The sequence below is a fragment of the Leptolyngbya sp. GGD genome (assembly GCF_026735145.1).
Taxonomy (GTDB): domain Bacteria; phylum Cyanobacteriota; class Cyanobacteriia; order Leptolyngbyales; family Leptolyngbyaceae; genus Leptolyngbya; species Leptolyngbya boryana.
Genome location: NZ_JAPQKE010000003.1, coordinates 125,878 through 147,306 on the forward strand (window position 1 = coordinate 125,878; position 21,429 = coordinate 147,306).

Annotated in this window: 22 protein-coding genes; 13 read left to right on the forward strand and 9 right to left on the reverse strand. The window is 46.2% G+C overall.

The genetic code is table 11. The annotated features are described in order from the left end of the window. The first annotated feature begins 11 nt into the window (after positions 1–11). Entirely contained in the window at positions 12–350 is a 339-nt protein-coding gene (locus tag OU814_RS15475; RefSeq protein WP_017287610.1) for a hypothetical protein, read from the forward strand. 310 nt (positions 351–660) lie between these two features. On the opposite strand, the gene OU814_RS15480 is transcribed toward OU814_RS15475, so the two are convergent. Continuing rightward, a complete protein-coding gene (locus OU814_RS15480) occupies positions 661–978 on the reverse strand; it encodes a hypothetical protein (protein WP_017287611.1) in 318 nt (105 codons plus the stop codon). Positions 979–1,166: 188 nt separating this feature from the next. Further along, positions 1,167–1,430, reverse strand: coding sequence for a hypothetical protein (locus OU814_RS15485; RefSeq protein WP_017287612.1), 264 nt, complete (start codon positions 1,428–1,430; stop codon positions 1,167–1,169). A 257-nt stretch (positions 1,431–1,687) separates the two neighbouring features. Between OU814_RS15485 and OU814_RS15490 the strand changes: the two genes are divergently transcribed. Beyond that, positions 1,688–4,027: a GNAT family N-acetyltransferase gene (locus OU814_RS15490; protein ID WP_268184121.1), complete on the forward strand. Its 2,340-nt coding sequence runs from the start codon at positions 1,688–1,690 to the stop codon at positions 4,025–4,027. Between the two features lie 258 nt (positions 4,028–4,285). On the opposite strand, the gene OU814_RS15495 is transcribed toward OU814_RS15490, so the two are convergent. After that, positions 4,286–4,618 carry a hypothetical protein gene (locus OU814_RS15495; protein WP_017287614.1) on the reverse strand — a complete coding sequence of 111 codons (333 nt, stop codon included), beginning with the start codon at positions 4,616–4,618 and terminating at the stop codon, positions 4,286–4,288. Between the two features lie 415 nt (positions 4,619–5,033). Here OU814_RS15495 and OU814_RS15500 point away from each other — a divergent pair, with 415 nt between their 5' ends. Beyond that, complete coding sequence (locus OU814_RS15500; protein WP_026148556.1) at positions 5,034–5,765, forward strand: peptidylprolyl isomerase; 732 nt, start codon at positions 5,034–5,036, stop codon at positions 5,763–5,765. Here the strand turns inward: OU814_RS15500 and OU814_RS15505 are convergent. Beyond that, positions 5,759–6,376, reverse strand: coding sequence for an esterase/lipase family protein (locus tag OU814_RS15505; RefSeq protein WP_017287616.1), 618 nt, complete (start codon positions 6,374–6,376; stop codon positions 5,759–5,761). The two genes, OU814_RS15500 and OU814_RS15505, sit on opposite strands and share 7 nt — an antisense overlap. A gap of 74 nt (positions 6,377–6,450) precedes the next feature. Here OU814_RS15505 and fumC point away from each other — a divergent pair, with 74 nt between their 5' ends. Then, on the forward strand, positions 6,451–7,881 hold the full coding sequence (gene fumC / locus OU814_RS15510; RefSeq protein ID WP_268184124.1) for a class II fumarate hydratase: 1,431 nt from the start codon (positions 6,451–6,453) through the stop codon (positions 7,879–7,881). Here the strand turns inward: fumC and OU814_RS15515 are convergent. After that, on the reverse strand, positions 7,868–8,752 hold the full coding sequence (locus tag OU814_RS15515) for a heme-dependent oxidative N-demethylase family protein (protein WP_268184125.1): 885 nt from the start codon (positions 8,750–8,752) through the stop codon (positions 7,868–7,870). The genes fumC and OU814_RS15515 overlap by 14 nt on opposite strands. 4 nt (positions 8,753–8,756) lie before the next feature. Here OU814_RS15515 and ilvA point away from each other — a divergent pair, with 4 nt between their 5' ends. From ilvA to OU814_RS15530, 3 genes are all read left to right on the forward strand, one after another. Then, positions 8,757–10,268, forward strand: a complete 1,512-nt coding sequence (ilvA, locus tag OU814_RS15520) for a threonine ammonia-lyase, biosynthetic (protein ID WP_017287619.1) — start codon at positions 8,757–8,759, stop codon at positions 10,266–10,268. Positions 10,269–10,322: 54 nt separating this feature from the next. Continuing rightward, the gene (locus OU814_RS15525; RefSeq protein WP_017287620.1) at positions 10,323–10,832 is read left to right on the forward strand and encodes an inorganic diphosphatase; all 510 of its coding nucleotides are present in this window, start codon (positions 10,323–10,325) and stop codon (positions 10,830–10,832) included. A gap of 248 nt (positions 10,833–11,080) precedes the next feature. Continuing rightward, positions 11,081–11,926 (forward strand): MBL fold metallo-hydrolase, encoded by an 846-nt coding sequence (locus tag OU814_RS15530; RefSeq protein WP_017287621.1) that lies wholly within the window; start codon positions 11,081–11,083, stop codon positions 11,924–11,926. Positions 11,927–12,017: 91 nt separating this feature from the next. Here OU814_RS15530 and OU814_RS15535 read toward each other — a convergent pair whose 3' ends face one another. Next, the gene (locus OU814_RS15535; RefSeq protein WP_268184126.1) at positions 12,018–14,189 is read right to left on the reverse strand and encodes a glutamine synthetase III family protein; all 2,172 of its coding nucleotides are present in this window, start codon (positions 14,187–14,189) and stop codon (positions 12,018–12,020) included. 27 nt (positions 14,190–14,216) lie between these two features. Next, positions 14,217–15,158, reverse strand: a complete 942-nt coding sequence (ppk2, locus tag OU814_RS15540) for a polyphosphate kinase 2 (RefSeq protein ID WP_268184127.1) — start codon at positions 15,156–15,158, stop codon at positions 14,217–14,219. Between the two features lie 607 nt (positions 15,159–15,765). On the opposite strand from ppk2, the gene OU814_RS15545 reads away from it, so the two are divergent. After that, positions 15,766–15,954 carry a YnfA family protein gene (locus OU814_RS15545; RefSeq protein WP_268184128.1) on the forward strand — a complete coding sequence of 63 codons (189 nt, stop codon included), beginning with the start codon at positions 15,766–15,768 and terminating at the stop codon, positions 15,952–15,954. On the opposite strand, the gene OU814_RS31375 is transcribed toward OU814_RS15545, so the two are convergent. Beyond that, positions 15,942–16,067 carry a hypothetical protein gene (locus tag OU814_RS31375; protein WP_268184129.1) on the reverse strand — a complete coding sequence of 42 codons (126 nt, stop codon included), beginning with the start codon at positions 16,065–16,067 and terminating at the stop codon, positions 15,942–15,944. The genes OU814_RS15545 and OU814_RS31375 overlap by 13 nt on opposite strands. Before the next feature lie 216 nt (positions 16,068–16,283). Between OU814_RS31375 and OU814_RS15555 the strand changes: the two genes are divergently transcribed. The 3 genes from OU814_RS15555 to OU814_RS15565 all read left to right on the forward strand — a co-directional run bounded on the left by OU814_RS15555 (position 16,284) and on the right by OU814_RS15565 (position 19,022). Then, positions 16,284–17,258 carry an S-layer homology domain-containing protein gene (locus OU814_RS15555; protein ID WP_268184131.1) on the forward strand — a complete coding sequence of 325 codons (975 nt, stop codon included), beginning with the start codon at positions 16,284–16,286 and terminating at the stop codon, positions 17,256–17,258. A gap of 115 nt (positions 17,259–17,373) precedes the next feature. Continuing rightward, complete coding sequence (locus OU814_RS15560) at positions 17,374–17,904, forward strand: DUF3124 domain-containing protein (protein ID WP_017287627.1); 531 nt, start codon at positions 17,374–17,376, stop codon at positions 17,902–17,904. A gap of 95 nt (positions 17,905–17,999) precedes the next feature. Continuing rightward, the gene (locus tag OU814_RS15565) at positions 18,000–19,022 is read left to right on the forward strand and encodes a metallophosphoesterase family protein (RefSeq protein ID WP_268184132.1); all 1,023 of its coding nucleotides are present in this window, start codon (positions 18,000–18,002) and stop codon (positions 19,020–19,022) included. Here OU814_RS15565 and OU814_RS15570 read toward each other — a convergent pair. Further along, the gene (locus OU814_RS15570) at positions 19,014–20,513 is read right to left on the reverse strand and encodes a gluconokinase (RefSeq protein ID WP_268184133.1); all 1,500 of its coding nucleotides are present in this window, start codon (positions 20,511–20,513) and stop codon (positions 19,014–19,016) included. The two genes, OU814_RS15565 and OU814_RS15570, sit on opposite strands and share 9 nt — an antisense overlap. A 127-nt stretch (positions 20,514–20,640) precedes the next feature. Between OU814_RS15570 and OU814_RS15575 the strand changes: the two genes are divergently transcribed. Further along, complete coding sequence (locus tag OU814_RS15575) at positions 20,641–20,982, forward strand: nucleotidyltransferase family protein (RefSeq protein ID WP_268184134.1); 342 nt, start codon at positions 20,641–20,643, stop codon at positions 20,980–20,982. Beyond that, complete coding sequence (locus OU814_RS15580) at positions 20,969–21,322, forward strand: HepT-like ribonuclease domain-containing protein (RefSeq protein ID WP_268184135.1); 354 nt, start codon at positions 20,969–20,971, stop codon at positions 21,320–21,322. The genes OU814_RS15575 and OU814_RS15580 overlap by 14 nt, the downstream gene beginning before the upstream one ends. Positions 21,323–21,429: the final 107 nt, after the last annotated feature.

The window sequence follows — 21,429 nt, forward strand, 5'->3', positions numbered from 1 at the left end:
GGAGTATTTATATGCTGATTCGCGACTTGTCTCATCTTGAAATTCTGGATCACTCATCAGATATTTTTGGTGCTCTACAAGCGAATGACGGTATCCTGACCCTTTCACTGAGTGAGGACAACACGCTTTCTCTGAAACAGGGTAGTACAGAGCTGTGGAGCACAAAGCTAGCAAATTCACCTCAAGGTATCAGCCTCTCTCTCCCTGGTAATCCAAATCTTGCAGTCTCTAGCACAACAATGGCGACAGCAGATGGCAAGTCTAGAACAATCTTGGCTCTAAACTTCGGCACATCTCCGGTTGTCTCTTTCGCCTCTGCTCGGAGCTTGACAGCCAGTTTCCCATTCTAAATCTAATTACGACCTAGTAAAAACACAACACGGAACTCGTGTTGTGTTTTCTGTATGATTAGATTGAATTTACTAGCTCGACACTGAAGAACTGTTGGAGCAACTTATGGAGCGACTACTTGCGCTTTGGCTCGTTTCTGTAGAAGAGACGCTGATGCTGACAGATTGATGGGAAACCGTTGTGGGGTCTGAGAGAATCACCTCACTTCTAGCTTCGGCTCTCGATCGCCTATCCGCTGAAATAATTCGTCGAATCAAGATCTTGTGCTGGCTCATCTTTCGGTATCCTCAACTTCATGGCATTCGATTGCTATTTGTTCGACACACTGACATAGATCGAGGTGCTATTTGATCGCGCGATCGCGGTATTGTATTGCGCTGCGGCTAGCGCATAGGCATCTGCATTTGCATTGCTGGAATATAAATAGCCAACGTTATTAATCCGTGTGGATGTTTTTGTGGAAGTATAGGTCATTGAACCACTTGCACCTGCATTCGCATTCGCATAAGTAAAATTCTTCGTGCTGTAAGTTGTGGTACTGACGCTCACACTGACGCCGCCATGAATGCTCTCTTTCACAGTCGAGTCTACGCGATAGTCTAGATCAGTGATCATCAAACAAGTCATTCTTTTTCCTCCAATACTATGCAATTTGCACAAGCAATTTTGGTACGACAATATCGCCCTTAAATTTTTCAATTTAATCATTCGTGCAAAAAGCTTAAGGCAGAACAAAACAAATTAAGGTAGGGCAACAACGGAGAGATTCCATGGTTGCCCTACCTTAAACTAGTCACTCAATAATTAATTGAGTTCTAGTTGGAAGCAGAGATAGAAGTACCGCTCGAATAAGACGAGTAAGGCGTAGTTTTCGTGTAGGTGAAAATCTGAGCCAAACTGTCTTTTCCATAAGCTTCTGCATCAGATTCAGCAGTAGCGACGTTACCTTTCAGATTGACTTTCGAGTTGATGTATTTGTTGATTTTTACGGTTTCTTTGAAGGAGACAGAGGGATAAGTAAAGCCACCGAAAACTTCTGTTTGAGCGGTTTCTAAGTAGTTGAGATCAGAAATAATCATTGGATTTCTCCTTGGAATTTTTGTTTCTTAGTTGTTTCAACTCTGTTGTTTGAGTTGATATTTATAAGATAAAGGATGCGTTTTTTAGAGGTTGCCATTTTGGCAGTTTTGTTTGTGTTTTAGTAATTTTTTTCGACATTACATTTATGAGATTGAATTCTGCCAGAATGGCACATCGATACATTTTTTGATTGCTAAAATCCTTGGCGGCGGCAGAAATATTGATTGTTGATAAACAATTTCAGGAGAAACCAGATATGGAAGACATAGAAATTGGCATTATTGATGATTTTGAAATGTTTCAGACGATTAGAAATACCTGGGAATCCATATACAATGCTGATCATCAGGCTCGATTCTTCTCATCTTGGATCTGGCTATCTGGAGTACTGAAACGGTATGATCAGTTTCATGAATCGTGGTTTATATTAGCAGCCAAATCAAGGAGCCGCGGTTCAGAGTATGTCGCATTTTTTCCGCTATACCTTACAGCACTTGAGAATCCAGATGGATCATTTCATAGTGAACTTGTGATGGCAGGAGTAGCTGATGCAGACCATGTTGGATTTATCTGTTTGCCTGAATATGAAATAGCTGTAAGCTCTGCGTTTGCTGCATTTCTTCAACAAGAAGAATGGTGGACTTTTGAGCTAGATAATATTTCGACGATCGAGGGAAGAATTAGCCTAATTTTGAAGGAGTTTCTGACAGACGGATTTGAATTGAAGGAACGATGCTACGTTAGTGACTTAGATCATATCGACAATAACATTGTTCCATATATTGATTTGCCAGACACCTGGGAACAGTATCTTCAGACCGTTGTTAGCTCAAATACTCGGCACAAAATCAGACGCTTTTTCAGAAAAATTGAAGATTCTTCTGAATTCCATTTGACCTATGCCAACGCAGATAATTTTGAGGATCATCTTGAGGTACTTTTGGAACTCTGGAGATCAAACTGGGAAAGCAGAAAAGGGGCGGATCAATGCCAGAAGATTTTGGATAAGATTGGGCATACATTGCGGCATTGCTTTGAGCATCAAGCCCTGTCTTTGTCTGTGCTATGGCAGGGAGAAAAGCCACTCGGCGCGATCGCAAATCTCTTAGATTGGAGCCATAAAACGGTTTTGTTTTTGATCGGAGGACGCGACGATACTGTGAAAGATCTGGCTCCAGGAATCATTCTCCATGCGGACGCGATTCGGGATGCGATTCAGAAGGGGTTTCAAGTTTATGACTTTCTACTGGGCAATGAGGCGTATAAGTTTTCTTTTGGCGCGAAAGAGCGGCGAATTAAGATTGTTGCGATCGAGCGTAAGCACTTGCTCAATCCAATTCAGCCGCTAAATATTCGGCTGATTCCTAAAGCACTTCAAATTGCAGCAAGTTACCAACAGACGAATCAACTGAGTCAGGCTGAGCAAGCATACCGCCAGATTCTAAGGGTGCAACCTCAATATCCAGAAGCTCTGTATAACTTAGGAGTGGTGATGCATCACCAGGGAGATTATCCAACTGCCGAGGAGTGTTTTAGAAGTTTGCTACAGCTACAGCCGAACGATGTCAGAGCTTGGTTTAGTTTAGGAAACTTGTACCAAATTCAAGAGCAGTTACTAGAAGCAGAAAAGGTGTATCGGCAAGCTTTAATGCTTCAGCCTCAATCCTCTAATGTTGCATTTGCTCTCTATCACAATCTGGGCTATGCCTTACAGCAGCAGAACAAATGGGACGATGCGATCGCTTGTTATCAAACGGCTCGTGAACTGAAACCGGATTCGATTGAAGCAGAAGTGATTTGGGCGAATGCACTTTACGCTCAGGGCACATTACCCCCGGAACAACAGGAGCACTATGCTGTCATCAATGCTACTTTGGGCAACAAACGCCAACAAGCAGGCGACTTAAAGGTTGCGATCGCATATTACCAGCAGGCGATCACCATGAACCCAGAGTTAGCTGAAGCTTACTATGCTCTGGGGCGTGCTCTACAAAAACAAGAGCACTGGGAAGACGCGATCGCAGCTTATCAAAGAGCGCAGGAGCTTCAGCCGGAGGTGCGTGAAATCGCCGTTTGTCTAGCAAATGCTTTTTATGCTCAGGGAAAGCTCCCTTTAGACCAGCAGGTGCATTATGCAACAGTCAATTATGAGTTAGGCGACGAGTGCCAACAGATGGGTGATGATAACGGCGCTATTGAATGCTATCAGCAAGCGATCGCGATGAATCCAGCACTAGTAGAAGCTTACCTTGCTCTGGGGCTTGTCTTGCAAAAACAGAAAAGATGGGAAGCCGCGATCGCGGCTTATCAAAAAGTACAGACACTTCAACCTGATAATCTTCAAGCCGAGTTGGGTATCGCTGCTGTGCTTCATGCCCAGAACAAATTATCGATTGAAGATCAAGCTCGTTATGCTGCACTCAGCTACGAATTAGGGAATGCTCAGCGGCAAGCGGGTGATTTAAAGAGCGCGATCGAATCTTATCGACAGGCAATTACTTTACGACCAGATTTAGTTGAGGTTCGCAATCATCTACGACTTGCATTGCAAGATCAGGGCAACGTCAAAATTAAGGTCAGTTGTGCAAAACAGTAGCAAAAAAGTAGGGGTGAGATACTCTCGCCCCTATCAAAATTAAAGAAAATCAAAAAGCTTGAGAGCTTGAACTGGGTAACTGACAAAACGTTGAACATCATCTTGGCTGCGTTTCTGTCCCGCACCGGATTCAAAACCCGGTGCTAACCATGCGAACTCCCTAAAGGGACTCCTGAACCCAGCTAATGGCTTAGGAATACAATCTCTTCAGAGACTTCGTTCGATGAGCACGGGGTTTCAACCTCCAGGAGCTTGAGACTAAGGTTTATCGATGACCAGGATTTTACCCTTAACAATCATCGTGTCTTTGTTTGAAAAGTATTTTACTTTTGTCTTCTCGATCACCTTGTCTCCCGAGCCAAAGAGATCAACTCCAGCCAGCGAATCGGTTCCGGTCGCAACTGCTATCCCACTGCCTTTTCCGATAGATCCTCCATTTCCCAATTCTTTCACTTTAGTTCTGGTATCAGTTAGGGTGAAGCTTGAATCTCCGGTAGCGGATGCGTCAGCCGTTACACCGACAATAACTCCTCCTGAAATTGTCTTGATGTCTAGAACATGTTCTAAATAGTTCAAATCGTTGATCTGCATAGGATGTATCTCACAGATAAAGCTATTTTTACAATCTAAGCAGGTGTTCGTTGAAACAAATTGCCAATTTGGCACATTCTACTCAATAGTCCACATCGAGAGAATGGCAAAGCTTTGTTAGCAGAATTAGCCAAAATGGCAACATCTAATTTTTTTCAATCCCTACACTAGCTAAAAAGCCTTATTTGATCGTTTAGCTTGATACATCTTCAGGGCTGCTTGAGTCTCAATCATCTCATTTCATCTCTTGTATAAACGATCATGAAAGCGATCGCGAATAATTCCGTCTCAATACACAATCGCCCTGCCTCCATCAGTCGGTAAAATTAATTCCTACTGTAGAAGGCTGGATAGATCCTTCAATTATTCTTTCAACTCTACAGGTTCAGTGATGTTTATTCAGATTGAAAACGGCATGGTTTCCTCGTCATACTCTTCGATTCAACCTGATGAGATTGTTGGTTACTTGAAGAAGAACCTGCAATTCAAAGAAGTGTGTCAGGCGATTTTCACTCAAAAAATTATTGATCAAACGGCTCGTGAGCGTGAGATTTTTGTCTCGCCTGAGGAAATCCAAGCAGAGGCCGATCTCATCCGACGTGACCTACGGCTAGAGCGTGCCACTGATACATTAGCTTGGCTGGCAGAGCAGCAAATTACAGTTGAAGATTGGGAAGCGGGCATCCGCGATCGACTACTCACCCAAAAATTAAAAGAGACGCTATTTGGGCAGCAAGTTGAAGGTTTTTTCGCCCAGAATCGCCTGAATTTTGAGCGGGTAATTCTGTATCAAGTTCTTGTTCCTTACGAGCATGTGGCTCGAGAAGTTTTTTATCAAACCGAGGAACGAGAAATTAGTTTTTATGAGGCGGCTCATCTTTACGATATGGATAGTAAACGGCGATATCAGTGTGGATATGAAGGAGCCGTGTATCGTTGGAATTTGAAACCAGAAATCGCAGCGGCAGCATTTGGTGCAACCCCAGGAGAAGTGGTGCGCCCCATTCAGACTGACCAAGGGTTTCACCTTTTATTAGTCGAAGAGTTTATTCCCGCTCAACTGACTCCTGAAATTCGCGAAGAGATTCTCTCGACTTTGTTTAGTGAGTGGCTGAGTGGAGAACTAAATCATTGGCTGAATCAATAGGTTGTCAATGGTGAACTGGCTTTCTCAAGTGGCTTTCTCAGGGCTTCGGCAACCAGTGTCATCGATCGTGGATCAGTCACCATCCACGCATGAAGCGGAACTTTGATTTGAATCGCTTCTCCAACTGGAAGAACAGAGCTATTTGCTGGAACGATAATGCCATCCAAAGGTGTCCAAATCGAAGTGAAATTAATGCGATCGAGCATTTGCACATCTTGATTCAAATCACGCAAAAAAGAGCTATTCGGGCGCATCTGTATGCAGCCAGGACGTTGAGAAAGATAGGCTGCAAGTGTGCCATTGTGCGGTGTAGAAATCGTGATAAATCGCTGCACTCGGCTAATACCACCCAAGCGCTGAACGTAATAGCGACTGACCAGTCCACCCATGCTAAAGCCAACGAGATCAATCTGTTGATCGGCGGGAATGGTGGCTTCGATATAGGCTGCAAGTTGTTTTGCTAAGAGATCAAGGTGGCTATCTCCATTGGCTGGAATCAAGTCTAATCCATAAGTCTGCCATCCTGAACGCTCTAGGTACTGTGTCATCGGGTCGAAGAGAGCAAAGGTATCGGTGATGCCGTGAACGAAAATGACGGGATTGAGAGGCATGATTGAGCACTAGAAATGTCTTTCTTCTAGCGTAAATCGGTCAACCGTTTTTGGGATGATAAATTGGACAGGTGGTGGAATGTCCTACGATTACGGCGGAGAAACTCAGTGTGGATTTAACGACTCGGACAGAAACAGATAGTATGGGCGCGATCGCGGTCGAGTGCGATCGCTATTGGGGAGCGCAAACTCAGCGATCGCTCACGTATTTCGCAATCGGACAAGACAAAATGCCGACAGAACTGATTCGGGCATTTGGCATTTTGAAAAAAGCTGCCGCGATCGTCAATCAAGACTTAGGCAAGCTCCCTGCGGAAAAAGCAACATTGATGATTCAAGCCGCTGATGAAGTGATTGCTGGCAAGCTCAATGATCATTTTCCCTTGTCTGTCTGGCAGACCGGAAGTGGAACGCAAACGAATATGAATGCGAATGAGGTAATCTCGAATCGTGCGATCGAGATGGCTGGCGGAGAGTTGGGAAGTAAAACTCCCATTCACCCGAATGATCACGTCAATATGTCTCAATCCTCAAACGATACATTCCCAACTGCAATGCATATTGCAGCAGCAGAAGCAATTCATCAGCGATTGCTACCGATGGTTAAAAAACTGCGCGATGCATTGCAAAGTCAATCCAATGAGTTTGATGACATCATTAAAATTGGGCGGACTCATTTAATGGATGCTGTGCCCTTAACTTTAGGTCAAGAGTTCTCCGGCTATGTGGCACAGTTGGATCAAGCGATCGCCAGAATCGAAGCAACCCTGCCCGGATTGTATGAGCTTGCGATTGGTGGAACCGCAGTTGGAACCGGAATCAATACCCATCCTGAGTTTGCAGTGCGATCGGCAAGTAAAATTGCAGAATTAACCGGACTTCCTTTTGTCAGTGCCCCGAATAAGTTTGCGGCCTTAGCGGCTCATGATGCGATCGTCTTTACGAGCGGAGCGATTAAAACGCTCGCTTGTGCGTTGATGAAAATCGCCAATGATCTGCGCTGGATGGGGTCAGGTCCTCGCTGTGGATTAGGAGAATTAGTGTTACCTGCGAATGAGCCTGGATCATCGATTATGCCTGGTAAGGTCAATCCGACTCAATGCGAGGCAATGACAATGGTCTGTGTGCAAGTTATGGGCAACGATAGTGCGATCGCGATTGCAGCAAGCCAAGGTAACTTTGAGCTCAATGTGTTCAAGCCTGTGTTGATTCATAATTTGATTCATTCGATTCGCATTCTTTCTGATGCGTGCTCTTCGTTTACCGATCACATGGTTGTGGGAATTGTGCCGAATCGCGATCGCATCAATCATTTTTTGGAAAACTCCTTGATGCTCGTGACAGCTTTGAATCCTAAGATTGGATACGATAACGCTGCCAAAGTTGCTTACAAAGCTTACAAGGAGAACTCTACTTTGCGTCAAGCTTGTATTGAACTCGGATTGCTCACGGGAGAAGAATTCGATCAATTCGTGCGTCCAGAGCAAATGATTAATCCAAGTTAAGTTCCCTCAAAAGCCTGTCTCGAATTGGCTGAATGTTCTTGTAAAGCTGCATTTCTGGCGACAGCGATCGCACATTCTCAGCGAGTCCCTTCGCCAATTCGGGATACGCTTTCAAAATCTTGATCGGATAACGATAGGTGCGAATCCCAAACAAAATACTATGCTCAAATCTTCGCAGAGTTTGCCGTTCAACCCGAATCCATAAATGCTCTCCTGTATTGTGTGACTCGCTTTGATATCCCAAAAATAGCTCTGGCGTATCCACAATGCTCCAATTCAATCGAACGCCAGGAAATTCAGGCTTTAAGCGATCGAAGAACCGATCGACCGGATGTTCTAACTGCTCTGGATAGTCCGGCACAGGTTGGTGAATCTCGACTAAAGGTCGTCCAAGTTTGTCTCTCAATCGCCACCGGGACGGAAAACAAAGTGATGCTGCACTCAGAAAATACTGATTCTCATGCTTTTGCATCACACACAGGTCTTCTTGAACTAAGCGACCGGCTAAATCTAAAGGATTTTCAAATTCAGAGATTTGCCAAGTTTGATCCGTAAGCTGAATTGTAATGCGATCGCCGATTCGCTGATAAAAATCAGGAAAGTAATGCAAGAGATGATCGAGTAAGCGATCGAGAACTTCCCGCTGTGCAGCCTCGCTCCCTGCTAAACTCGCGAATACTTCTGAATAGTTCGTTTCTAGTAACTTTGCTTTTCGCTGCAAATACGACTCAAACTGATCATCAATTTCGATCCAGTCTTCTACCCTGAGTGATTTCAAACCGAGTTTCAAAGTTCGGTTGCCCTCAAACGGCAAATAAATTCGTTGACTTCTACCCGTAAAATAAGAATTCAACCCCTTTCCTCCCCGCATCTTTATGTCCGGTGACTACCTAGAACGCATTCTCAATGCCCGTGTATACGATGTTGCACAAGAAACGCCGTTAGAATTTGCTCCGAATCTCTCTGCTCGGTTGAACAATCGAGTCTTGCTCAAACGCGAAGACATGCAGTCTGTTTTTTCTTTCAAACTGCGCGGAGCTTACAACAAAATGGCGCAACTCTCGCCAGAGATCTTAGCGCAGGGTGTCATTGCTGCCTCAGCGGGAAATCATGCGCAAGGTGTTGCTCTGGGTGCAAAGCGCTTAGGCACAACGGCAATCATTGTCATGCCTGTCACCACACCGCAAGTGAAAATTGATGCTGTGCGATCGCGCGGTGGAGAAGTCGTTCTACACGGAGACACCTACGACGATGCGTATGCGTATGCCCGTCAATTAGAAGCCGAAAAAGGACTGACGTTTGTGCATCCTTTCGACGATCCCGATGTGATCGCGGGACAAGGCACGATCGGCATGGAAATTCTGCGGCAGTATCAGCAACCAATTCATGCGGTCTTTGTCGCGATCGGTGGGGGCGGGCTGATTTCAGGCATTGCAGCTTATATCAAACGATTGCGCCCAGAGACAAAAATTATCGGAGTTGAACCAGTCGATGCAGATGCGATGACTCAATCTCTTAAGGCGGGACATCGGATCAAATTGCCGAATGTCGGACTGTTTGCGGATGGGGTTGCCGTGCGAGAAGTGGGAGCCGAAACGTTTCGGCTGTGCCAGCAGTATGTGGATGACATGATTTTGGTCGATACCGATGACACTTGTGCGGCGATTAAAGATGTCTTTGAAGACACCCGATCGATTCTCGAGCCTGCTGGAGCTTTAGCGATCGCGGCAATGAAAGCCTATGTCGAACGCGAACAAATGACCGGACAAACTCTTGTCGCGGTCGCTTGTGGGGCGAATATGAACTTCGATCGTCTGAGATTTGTTGCCGAACGTGCAGAACTGGGAGAACGCCGAGAAGCCATTTTTGCCGTCACCATTCCCGAAGAACGCGGCAGTTTAAGAAAATTCTGCGATCTTCTCGGGGGAAGAAGTATTACTGAATTCAATTACCGAATTGCTGATGAGAAAATCGCTCACATTTTCGTTGGGATGCAGGTTTCAGGGCGCTCTGATGCGGCTCAAATGGTCACAACTTTTGAATCGAATGGATTCAAGACGCTAGATCTCACTGATGATGAATTTGCGAAACTGCATCTGCGGCACATGGTCGGAGGTCGCTCTGCTTTGGCAGAGAACGAGGTTTTATACCGATTTGAATTTCCCGAACGTCCAGGAGCCTTGATCAAATTTCTTACCTCAATGCGTCCAGACTGGAACATCAGCCTCTTTCACTACCGCAATCACGGAGCCGACTACGGGAGAATTGTACTCGGAATTCAAGTCCCACCGCATGAAATGGAAGACTGGCAAGCTTTTCTCGATACGATTCACTATCGATATTGGGACGAAAATCAAAATCCCGCCTACAAACTCTTCTTGGCGTGAACCGCTCTCCCCTACAATTCAGAATGGTAAAACTGTTTAGCTTGGAGAAACGCAGTGGATTTATCACGCATTCCCGCCCAACCCAAACCGGGCTTAATTAACGTCTTGATCGAAATTCCCGCAGGCAGCAAAAACAAATACGAATTTGACAAAGATCTCAATGCCTTCGCCCTCGATCGCGTTCTGTATGCCTCGGTCATGTACCCCTTCGATTACGGCTTCGTCCCCAATACCCTTGCGGACGATGGCGATCCGCTCGACGGCATGGTGATTATGGATCAGCCCACTTTCCCTGGATGCGTGATCGCAGCCCGTCCGATCGGCATGTTAGAGATGATTGATGGTGGCGATCGCGATGAAAAGATTCTCTGCGTTCCCGACAAAGATCCTCGGTACGCAAACGTCAAATCACTCAATGATATTGCCTCTCATCGTTTAGACGAAGTGGCAGAATTCTTTAGAACCTACAAAAATCTGGAGAAAAAAGTCACCGAAATTCTCGGTTGGCAAGATGTGGATAAAGTGATGCCACTGGTTGAAAAATGCATTAAAGCTGCAATCTAGATTCCGTAAATTTACGTAGATTACAAGGCTCAGGAAAATTCCTCAGCCTTTTTTTATATCTGCGTCTATAATTCATGTCAACTTGGTAGTCGTGAAAACCTGTTGGGTAGCTTAGAAGTAGGGACAACCCTCCCACCGTCAAATCATACGGTTCTGTCGCAAACTGCTTGTGGCAATCGACACAATAAAGATAGTTTTATCTGCCGAAGTCGAGTTCATGAGCGCTTGAAGTAAACGCAAATCCAGCAATGACCCAGTCTTCCGATTTTTTCATTCACTTTTGGGGTGTTCGAGGCAGCATCGCCGTTCCCGGAAAAGAAACCGTTCGCTATGGTGGCAATACATCCTGTATTGAAATGCGAGTTGGTGGCAAACGCTTGATTTTTGATGGCGGGACTGGGTTGCGAGTTCTTGGCAAGTCGATGCTCAAGCAGATGCCCGTCGAAGCCCACATGTTTTTCTCCCATTCCCACTGGGATCACATTCAAGGCTTTCCTTTCTTCGTTCCTGCCTTTATTCCTGGCAATTGCTTTCACATCTATGGTGCGATCGCTCCCAATGGCGCAACGATGCAAAAGCGACTCAGCGATCAAATGCACGACCCCAATTTTCCCGTGCCGATGCAGATCATGAAGTCCGATCTCAAATTCACCGATCTGATGGTGGGGGATGTCATTGACCTAGACGGCATTCGCATTGAGACCGGACCGTTAAATCATCCGAATAGTGCGATCGGCTATCGCGTCACCTATAACGGTAAAACTGTTGTTTATGCAACCGATACCGAACATTATCCCGATCGCATTGATGAAGATTTGGTCTATCTTGCTCGTGATGCAGATATTTTGATCTACGACGCTTGCTATACCGATGAGGAATATCACGATCCCAAAGCTCCGAAAATCGGTTGGGGACATTCCACCTGGCAAGAAGCACTGAAAGTCGTAGATGCGGCACGCGTGAAAAAAGCAGTGATGTTCCACCATGATCCGAATCACGATGATGACATGTTGGATCAGATTGAAGCAGATGTGAGATCGGTCTTTCCCAATAGCTTGTTAGCGCGTGAAGGAATGATTCTCCCCGTCGATTAAGGTCGCCCAAGAGTATCATTGTCCATCGTGCAATTGCGTTGAAAAAAGCCGCCTTCATTGAAGGCGGCTTTTTCTTAGGTAAAACGATCAGCTATTTCACAAACAGCATCTCTTGATAAGTTGGCATCGGCCACAGATCATCTGCGACCTCACCTTCGAGGGCATCTGCATACTCGCGCACCTTATCCATTAAAGGACGAATGGTTTGAGAGCAGTACTGCATGTGAGCCTCTACACTCTCAAAATCATGCTGACTCATGGCTGTACTCAATTTACTGACGTTATCCATCATCGATTGAATCAAAGCTGCCACTTTTTCAGCCGTGTCTTTCTCAAGCGTCAAGCCAATACCGCTAATTGCTGAGATCGAAGTTGCTAAATCTGTTAGATACCTTACTGCCGCAGGGTAAATGATCGTTTTCGCCATGGTTACGACGAGCTTCGCTTCAACCTCGATCGATTGAATATATTGCTCCGCATAAACATCAAAGCGGCTTTCAAGTTCAACAGGAGTGAGCACTCCAACCTTCTCAAAGAGATCTTCGATCGCTTTCTCTTTCAACACCGGTAAGGCATCGGCAGTTGTCCGAAGATTCGGCAGTCCGCGCTCTTCCACTGCCATGCGATGCCATTCTTCAGAGTAGCCATCTCCTCCAAAGATGACAGCACTATGTTTGTCCATCACTTCTTTGAGCACAGTGAACACTGCTGCACTCAATTCGGTTCCTTTTGCCAGTTCAGCTTCCAGTTGGTCAGATACCCAGGACAGCGAATCTGCCAAGATCGTATTCATTGCGACCAAAGGACCCGAAACAGATTGACCCGAGCCAACCGCACGGAATTCAAAGCGGTTGCCAGTAAAAGCAAAGGGAGACGTACGATTGCGATCGCCCGGATCTTTCGCAAATATCGGTAAGGTATCGACTCCTAGATCCATCATTCCGCCGTGGGTCGAATCTTTGACTTCACCTTTGGCGATCTGTTCAAACACTTCTTCGAGCTGCGTGCCGAGATAGACCGAAATGATGGCAGGTGGAGCTTCATTTGCTCCAAGACGGTGATCGTTACTCGCCGTTGCCACAACCGCTCGTAACAGTGAGCCATAGGTATGAACCCCTCGAATCACTGCGCCACAGAACAACAGAAATTGGAGGTTTTTGTGCGGTGTATCACCTGGATCTAGCAAATTCCCTTGAGTGGGATTGCCGACTGACCAGTTTACGTGCTTTCCTGAACCATTCACGCCTGCAAATGGCTTCTCATGCAGTAAGCACATAAAACCATGCTTTTTAGCAGTCGTCTTGAGAATGGTCATGATCAACTGCTGGTGATCACTCGCAACGTTGGCTGCTTCAAAAAAGGGCGCAATTTCAAACTGCCCAGGAGCGACTTCGTTGTGTCGAGTTTTGGCGGGAATTCCCAGTCGGTATAGTTTCTCTTCCACGTCCTGCATGAAGACCTGAACCCGTTCTGGAATTGCACCGAAGTAGTGGTCGTCAAATTGCTGACCTTTCGCTGCAGGTTTGCCAAACAAAGTTCGACCCGTGAGCAGCAAATCTGGACGATTGTGGGCAAAGTGAGCATCCACTAAGAAATACTCTTGCTCTGCACCACAGCTTGAGTTGACAGGAGCAACATCCGTGTAGCCCAGTAGTTTCAGGGCGCGAGTCGCAGCTTTATTCATTGCAGCGATCGAGCGCAGTAACGGCGTTTTTTTATCGAGTGCTTCGCCTGTCCAAGAGACAAACACCGTCGGAATGCACAAGGTCACGCCGTTATCGGTTTCCATCACATAGGCAGGGCTCGTCACATCCCAAGCCGTGTATCCGCGTGCTGCATTGGTGGCTCGCAGTCCGCCATTCGGAAATGATGAGCCATCCGGTTCACCTTGAACCAGCACTTTGCCCGTAAATTCTGAGATCACAGACCCATCACTTTGTACGGAAATGAATCCATCGTGCTTTTCAGCCGTTGCATTCGTGAGTGGGTAAAAGACGTGAGCATAATACAGTGCGCCCTTCGAGATTGCCCAATCTTTCATGGCTGCCGCAACGACACCTGCGACAGAAACATCGAGTTTCCCACCGGTTTTAACTGTGCTTTGGAGTGATTTGAAGACATCCTTGGGTAAGCAAGCTTGCATCTTGCTCAAGGTAAACACATCGCTTGCCCAGATTGCTTCTAGACGAGCAGGAACTTTCGGAGGAAGGGGAACTCGATCGGTAACTTGAGAGATCGCTTTAACACGCAATTCGTGGCTCATAGGGATTGTCCTGAGAAAGTGGAAAACTTAGTAAACGTGGGGAACAAAGAACTGTTCGTTGCGAGGGGGACGCACATAGTCGTCTGGGGCAGCGCGGCGTGGAGGAAGTTCCAGCGCTTCGGGGGTCATATCGGTGTAAGGAACCTTGCTCAAAATATGGCTGAGACAGTTGAGACGTGCCCGTTTCTTGTCATCTGCCTCGACCGTGAACCAAGGAGCTTCAGGAATATTCGTATGAGCAAACATCGTATCTTTTGCTTTGGAATATTCCACCCAGCGATCGCGCGATTCGAGATCCATTGGACTGAGCTTCCAACGACGAGCCGGATCGACCGTTCGCGATTGAAATCGCCGTTCTTGTTCTTCGTCACTGACGGAAAACCAATACTTCAGCAGCATGATCCCCGATCGTACAATCATCCGCTCAAACTCTGGGCAGGATTGCATAAATTCGGTGTACTGAGCGTCGGTACAAAAGCCCATCACATGCTCAACGCCTGCTCGGTTGTACCAACTGCGATCGAACAAAATAATCTCTCCGGCTGCGGGCAAGTGTGCGACATAGCGCTGAAAATACCACTGTGTTTTTTCACGATCGGAGGGAGTCCCCAGTGCAACAATGCCACAACCGCGAGGATTAAGCGGTTCTACAATGCGCTTAATGGTTCCTCCTTTTCCAGCAGCATCGCGCCCTTCAAATAAGATCACGAGACGATAGCCTGTGTGCTTGATCCAGTACTGCATTTTGACCAACTCACACTGCAAACGTGCAAGTTCTAGCTCGTAAGCTTGCTTGCCGAGCTTTTTTTGCTCAGGAAGGTCACTTTCAAAAGGCTCTGATGGATTTTCAGCAGAAGGTGGATGGGCCTGATGTTTATTCTTTTTATGTTTCTTGTGTTTCTTTTCCTTACTCGATGACTGATTGTTTTCCTGTTGTCCAGCTAAACCATTTAGATTTTGGAATTCCATGACACTAAACCTCCGAGAAGCTAGGACTCAGAAAGGGAGAAACCTCTAGAACATTGTGAGCGTCTCTCCCTCCCTAATGCTTTCCAGTGAGGAAAGGTCTGAGAAGGGGACGCGAACTGTGAATCTGAATTGTATCAGCGCAATGGCCAAGACTCCGGCAACCCCTTGCGGGAGAGCCTTGATCGCACAGTTCCTTACAAATCAGCAGAAAGCACCTTTCAGACACAGCTAGATGCCCCAATTCGCGATCGTTAAACATGCCTATCGCGAATCTGCAATATGTTCAAACGTTTTCAAGATAAATCTGATAGATGTCATCAAGATCCATCCATCAAATTGCTTGAAATCAGCATTTGGATACTTGCAAAGGTTTAACCTCCGTCACATGGTAGGAACAGTCCCCTTAGAAATTTGTATCAGAAAATACAATCTGTAGGGAAAGTAAAAAACTTTACACAATTTAATATTTAACAGGATGATGTATCATTAATTATTATATAGCTTGAGCTTATCTAGAAAACCGAATTGAGATCGTATGCTTGCTAGCCATTTCATTTTGCGCTGTACTCATTGAGGCATCTAGACTGATGAGCGATTCTTGCAAATCATGATTCAATCCTTACTCTTCTTTGTTCTCGCAGCACTGTGTGAGATTGGTGGCGGTTATCTCTTTTGGCTTTGGCTCCGAGAAGGCAAAAGTGCGTGGTTAGCAGTGATGGGCGTGATCATTTTGGCGATTTATGGTGTGGTTCCAACGTTACAGCCTGCCAATTTCGGTCGCGCCTACGCAGCATAGGGTGGGATTTTCATCGTTTCATCTATCTTGTGGGGCTGGTTTGTCGATCGAGTTGCTCCTGATCGGTAAGATTGGCTCGGAGGCTGGCTCGCGCTTCTGGGCGTTCTAGTCATGATGTATGCGCCTCGAAGCTAAGCTAATTCTTCATACAGTGGGAGGCAGAATACTGTAATCGGAATAGAGATAAAGAACGGGTGATCTATCGACTGTAGCAATTTCGATAGACCCTTCCAGTTCAGATTTTGCCGTAATACTCAGTCTTTAGATTGAAAAATATTTGATCCGAAAAGAGCTACAAAGAAAGGCATACTTTGCAGGCAAAAATAATTATGTCTAGAAGACTCTACTATCTACCATTAGCAGGATGTTTAGCGGCAGGAATCACGATTTCGCTAAATACCACTTCTAATGCTCAGCAGAATTCTCAAGGCAGCTTTCCTGACACTCAAAAGCACTGGGCACAGCCTTTTATTAATGCACTTGCTCAGCGTAATATTCTCCAGGGCTATCCAGATGGAACATTTCGTCCCACTCGTCCTGTAGAAAGAGATGAATTTGCAGCAATTATCCGGGAAGCATTTAACCAAAACCGAGAAAGGCAGATTTCCAGTGGCAGTGCGTATCGAGATGTTCCGAGTGGGTACTGGGCGGCTCTTGCGATCGAAGAAGCTTATGAGATGGGCTTTATGAATGGCTATCCTGATAAGACGTTTCGCCCGAGACAATCCGTTACACGGGCTGAAGTTCTCACGTCACTTGCTCGAAATCTAGAACTCAGTCAGCGGGTTCCGAGTACTGCTACAACGGCACAGCAAGCTCAAAATGCGAAGGCTCCCGCCCAACAAGCTTCTGCCCAACAAACTCCCAGACAGCAAACTCGGCGACCGATCGTACTGCCGTTCGCGGCTCTAACCTTGATGCAGCCTCTGATGAGGGCTGCTAAGACTGCAACTCCGCCTGCTAAGGCTGCAACTCCACCTGCTCAGCCTGCTCAATCCCAAACGGTTGCCAGTGCAAATTCTACTTCAGTTCCTGCTAGCCAGACCCTCAACAGTTACTATGATGATGCAGATCAAATTCCACAGTTTGCGAGAGATGCGATCGCATCTGTGACTCGTGCTGGGATTGTGGTGAATCATCCGCAGCAGCGTCTTCTCAATCCGAATCAGCCTGCAACTCGTGGCGATATGGCAGCTTTTATCCATCAAGCTCTCGTCAATAAGGGACAAGTGCCGCCTCTGAACAGTGAGGTTGCTGCTTCTCGCTATATTGTGGGACGGGAACCGAATCGCTCTACTCCATAGCTCGATTTGCATTGCGTTAGTGGCGAGGATACTGACGCAATGCTGAACTTTTGACAGGGCATTGCGATCGCACTTATTGTTGGTCTAGTCGGATTCATCCCCAGCCAACGCGATTATGATCAAGCGATATTTCTGTCTTGCTATTGTAGGTCTGATTTTACTAGGATGTAAACCAGAGGCTGAACTGCCCCCTACTCCTCAGTTGAAAACTGTGACACTCACAAACAGCATTAAAATTGCTAGAGGTCAAACGGTCTATGTCCCTGTCTACTCTCATATCTATTCGATAAGTCGTAGTCAGAAGATGGACTTATCAGTGACTCTGAGTGTGCGAAATACAGACCAATCCCACCCGATGATCATTACTTCTGTGTTCTACCACGATACAAATGGCAAGTTAATTCGGAAATATTTAGAGCAGCCTGTAGAACTGAGACCGCTTGCCTCAACCTATTTTTTTGTCGATCAAGCAGATACAGGTGGGGGTGCAGGAGCGAGCTTTTTAGTCGAGTGGGTCGCCCAGCAGAAAGTAACTGATCCAGTCATTGAAACGGTGATGATCAACACGATGGGCAACCAGGGAATTTCATTTGTGAGCGAGGGACGAGTGATTAAACGTCGAGAGGCAAGTACCTCGTCGAAGTAAATCTGACTTGAAGATTGATAGCGTTAGCCGAATCTAGCCATTCAAGGTTAAGATTGGTGTCTAAGCAGATTAAGGGCAGGTTTAAACTGTGCGCTATGCGAACAATCGTAGTCGGCGATATTCATGGTTGTTATCGAGAACTTTTGCGGTTGCTTGAGAAAGTGCAACTGGCGGATGAGGACTGTCTCATTTCACTAGGAGATATCGTCGATCGCGGTCCTGATTCTGTCAAAGTGTATGATTTTCTCAGAAATCGCCCGAATACGATCGTCTTGATGGGTAATCATGAGCGTAAGCATCTGAAACAAACGTTGTCCTATTCTCAAGAGATTGTCAAATTGCAGTTCGGCGATCGCTATACGGAGTTTCTAGACTGGATTCGCCTGCTTCCCTACTATTACGAAACGCCTGAAGCGATTCTAGTTCATGCTGCGGTCGAAAATGGTATCGACATTGCACAGCAGCGAGAAGAGGTACTGTGTGGCTGCACAGCAGGTGAGAGGTATCTAGAAAGGCAGTACGGTCAAGCCTATTGGACTCAGTTTTATCGGGGCGTAAAGCCTGTGATTTTTGGTCACCACGTGGTCGAAAATCGTCCTTTGGTCGTTGAGCAGAAAGCCTATGGGATTGATACCGGAGCGTGCCATGGGGGGCGATTAACAGCACTGATTTTACCGAGCTTTGAGGTTGTCCAGGTTCAAGCTGCAAAAGATTATTGGCGTGAGGAAATTGTCAAATGGCAATTACCTGTGTTGCAAGCCAAGCCTTGGAAAACGTATAAGTGGGAAAAGATTAAGGCAATGTGTGAGGAGAATCGCAATTCTTCGATTCCAGACCTGGCTGCGTTTACGATTCAGAAGGAGCGATGGATGAGCAACTTACTGGCTTTATCGACGATCGCAATTCCGAAAATCGAACAGCAACTGGCAACTTTAATTGCACAGTATGGGGTAGATGATTTCAAGAAGCAAGCCTGCCATTTCAGCTATGCTCCTCTGTTGTATAAGGCAAATTCCAGCCAACTCACGCTTGAATTTCTCAAACAAACTCTTCCGACCCCTGAGCGATGGCTTCAGGTGATGGCTGATCTCGGCATTGATATAGATACCTCAATCTAGAGTAGAAAATTCTGGTTCTAGCAGATAGTAAAGCCGTTGGTAACGATCGAATAACTTGTGATATTGCTGCGATCGCTCTAAGTTTGGCAGATGTCGATCGTGAATCCGAATCATCGACTGTACAGCTTCGAGTTTGACGATTTCCCCAACTGCATACATTGCAAGTACTGCTCCGCCGAATCCGCTTGCCTCATAGACTTCAGGTGCAAGAACTTCTATCCCAAATAAATCTGCCATCATCTGCCGCCAAATGCGCGATCGTGTCATTCCACCGGATGCCAAAATAGTCTGACTCGCGTCAGTCAAGTCACTCAACACAGTTGTAATACTATACGCTGCAAACAAAATCCCTTCTAAAACGGCTCGAACAAAGTGCGATCGCTGATGTTGCAAAGACATACCAAAAAATACCCCCCGTGCATCTGCATTCCAGTAGGGCGCACGTTCCCCAGATAGAAACGGCAAAAACAGTAATCCCTCTGCTCCGACTGGAATAGATTCGGCAAGCTGAATTAAGTGTGCATAAGCGTCTTGCTCGGGTTCGATTTCAAGTTGTCCAAAGGTATCGCGGAACCATCGCAGAACAATCCCACCATTGTTAGAAGCTCCACCAATCACCCAGTATTTCTCAGTTAAGGGATAGCAGAAGGTGCGACCTTGCTCGTCGGTAATTGGCTGAGAGACAACTTTTCGGACGGCGCCACTGGTTCCAACGGTGATCGCTAATTGATCCGATGCGATCGCGCCGACTCCTAAATTTGCAAGTACACCATCGCTTGATCCAACGACAACCGGAACGTTCGGATCGAGTCCCATTGCTGCTGCATATTCAGGCTTCATGCCTTGCAGAATATGAGTGGTTGGAACTAACTGGCTCAGTTGATCGACCCGCACTTGAGCGAGGTTAAGCACTTCTTGATCCCAGTTCAAAGCTTTGAGATTGAGCAATCCGGTTGCCGCTGCGATCGAGTAATCAACCACATATTGTTCAAACAACCGATACAGAACGTACTCTTTAATCGAGATAAACTTCGCTGCTTTGTTAAAGCGATCGGGGTCACATTCTCGCATCCACAGCAACTTAGTTAAAGGCGACATCGGATGCAGCGGTGTACCTGTCTTTCTGTAGATCTGAATTCCATTTGGGCTTTGCTTTAATGCTGCAGCTTGCGTCACACTCCGATTGTCTGCCCAAGTGATGCTCTGACTCAGGGGAAAATGATCTGCACCCATGACAATCAGACTATGCATGGCAGACCCGCACCCAATCGCCGCAATGTCGCGGCTAGATAAATTGGCGCGCTGAATTGCTTCTCGAACTGATTCTAGAACTGCGGAAAAAATCAGGTTGGGATCTTGTTCAGCAAATCGCGGTTGAGGAGCAAGCAACGGGTACTCTCGGCTGGCAATGCCCTTCATCTCACCGATCGAGGTAACGACGATCGCTTTTGTACTCGTCGTGCCAATATCAATTCCAATAAAATGATTCATGGTTTGATTTTAAAGCCCATGACGAGGATTGATGGTGTTGCTGGAAGGGGAGGCAGCGGCGGAGGCGGTGACGGCGGCGGTTGGGTTGTTGTTACTTTAAGATCAAGTCAGGCAAGCAGGAGGATTTATGAGCCTTGAGCAGACGATCGATTTAAATCAGATTTTGCACGATCGCTTAAAAGTGTCGCAGGATGCGATCGCGCAGTTTTGTCAGAAATGGAAAATCGTTGAGTTTGCGTTATTTGGGTCAGTGTTGCGGGATGATTTTCGGGATGATAGTGATTTGGATGTTCTGGTTGTGTTTGAAGAGCCTCGTGATTTGAGCTTATCGGCGTGGCTAGATATTCGCGAGGAGATTTCTGTGCTATTTGGGCGAAAGGTGGATCTGATTCAAAAAAAACTTTTGAAAAACCCATATAGTAAGGCTGAGATTTTACGAACTCATCGAGTGATTTATGCGAGCAAATAATCGTGATGCGACTGCGCTTTGGGATATGGTGCAGTCGATTCGGAATCTTCAGATGTTTGTAAGGGATCTCACTTTAGAGAGCTATTTGGAAAGTATTGTGATGCAAAGCGCGGTGGAGCGTCAGTTTGAGATTTTGGGTGAGGCGGCGCGGCGAATCTCACAGGAGTTTCAACAGACACACACAGAGATTGATTGGCGCGGCGCGATCGGGTTGCGAAATATCATTGCTCACCGCTATGAACAGGTTGAGCAAGAGACGCTTTGGAATATTATTCATACGGTCTTGCCTGATTTACTCAATCAGCTAGAAGTGTTGCTACCACCGTTACCAGATCTTTGATTGCGGCTTCTTCTATGTTTGTTGTGTTTACTCTTTTGGATTATGAATGATGATGAGTGATAAATCGATCGATCTAATTTAAGGAAATAGGCACGATGACGATCGTT

Bases quoted from the DNA above. Each gene is read 5' to 3' on its own strand.
- OU814_RS15555 (WP_268184131.1), top strand. From the start codon at position 16,284: ATGTCTAGAAGACTCTACTATCTACCATTAGCAGGATGTTTAGCGGCA.
- OU814_RS15490 (WP_268184121.1), top strand. From the start codon at position 1,688: ATGGAAGACATAGAAATTGGCATTATTGATGATTTTGAAATGTTTCAG.
- OU814_RS15505 (WP_017287616.1), bottom strand. From the start codon at position 6,376: ATGCCTCTCAATCCCGTCATTTTCGTTCACGGCATCACCGATACCTTT.
- OU814_RS15535 (WP_268184126.1), bottom strand. From the start codon at position 14,189: ATGAGCCACGAATTGCGTGTTAAAGCGATCTCTCAAGTTACCGATCGA.
- ilvA (WP_017287619.1), top strand. From the start codon at position 8,757: ATGTCCGGTGACTACCTAGAACGCATTCTCAATGCCCGTGTATACGAT.
- OU814_RS15495 (WP_017287614.1), bottom strand. From the start codon at position 4,618: ATGCAGATCAACGATTTGAACTATTTAGAACATGTTCTAGACATCAAG.
- OU814_RS15570 (WP_268184133.1), bottom strand. From the start codon at position 20,513: ATGAATCATTTTATTGGAATTGATATTGGCACGACGAGTACAAAAGCG.
- OU814_RS15530 (WP_017287621.1), top strand. From the start codon at position 11,081: ATGACCCAGTCTTCCGATTTTTTCATTCACTTTTGGGGTGTTCGAGGC.
- OU814_RS15500 (WP_026148556.1), top strand. From the start codon at position 5,034: ATGGTTTCCTCGTCATACTCTTCGATTCAACCTGATGAGATTGTTGGT.
- OU814_RS15515 (WP_268184125.1), bottom strand. From the start codon at position 8,752: ATGCGGGGAGGAAAGGGGTTGAATTCTTATTTTACGGGTAGAAGTCAA.
- OU814_RS15475 (WP_017287610.1), top strand. From the start codon at position 12: ATGCTGATTCGCGACTTGTCTCATCTTGAAATTCTGGATCACTCATCA.
- OU814_RS15560 (WP_017287627.1), top strand. From the start codon at position 17,374: ATGATCAAGCGATATTTCTGTCTTGCTATTGTAGGTCTGATTTTACTA.
- OU814_RS15485 (WP_017287612.1), bottom strand. From the start codon at position 1,430: ATGATTATTTCTGATCTCAACTACTTAGAAACCGCTCAAACAGAAGTT.
- OU814_RS15480 (WP_017287611.1), bottom strand. From the start codon at position 978: ATGACTTGTTTGATGATCACTGATCTAGACTATCGCGTAGACTCGACT.
- OU814_RS15545 (WP_268184128.1), top strand. From the start codon at position 15,766: ATGATTCAATCCTTACTCTTCTTTGTTCTCGCAGCACTGTGTGAGATT.
- OU814_RS15565 (WP_268184132.1), top strand. From the start codon at position 18,000: ATGCGAACAATCGTAGTCGGCGATATTCATGGTTGTTATCGAGAACTT.
- OU814_RS15575 (WP_268184134.1), top strand. From the start codon at position 20,641: ATGAGCCTTGAGCAGACGATCGATTTAAATCAGATTTTGCACGATCGC.
- OU814_RS31375 (WP_268184129.1), bottom strand. From the start codon at position 16,067: ATGACTAGAACGCCCAGAAGCGCGAGCCAGCCTCCGAGCCAATCTTAC.
- OU814_RS15580 (WP_268184135.1), top strand. From the start codon at position 20,969: ATGCGAGCAAATAATCGTGATGCGACTGCGCTTTGGGATATGGTGCAG.
- ppk2 (WP_268184127.1), bottom strand. From the start codon at position 15,158: ATGGAATTCCAAAATCTAAATGGTTTAGCTGGACAACAGGAAAACAAT.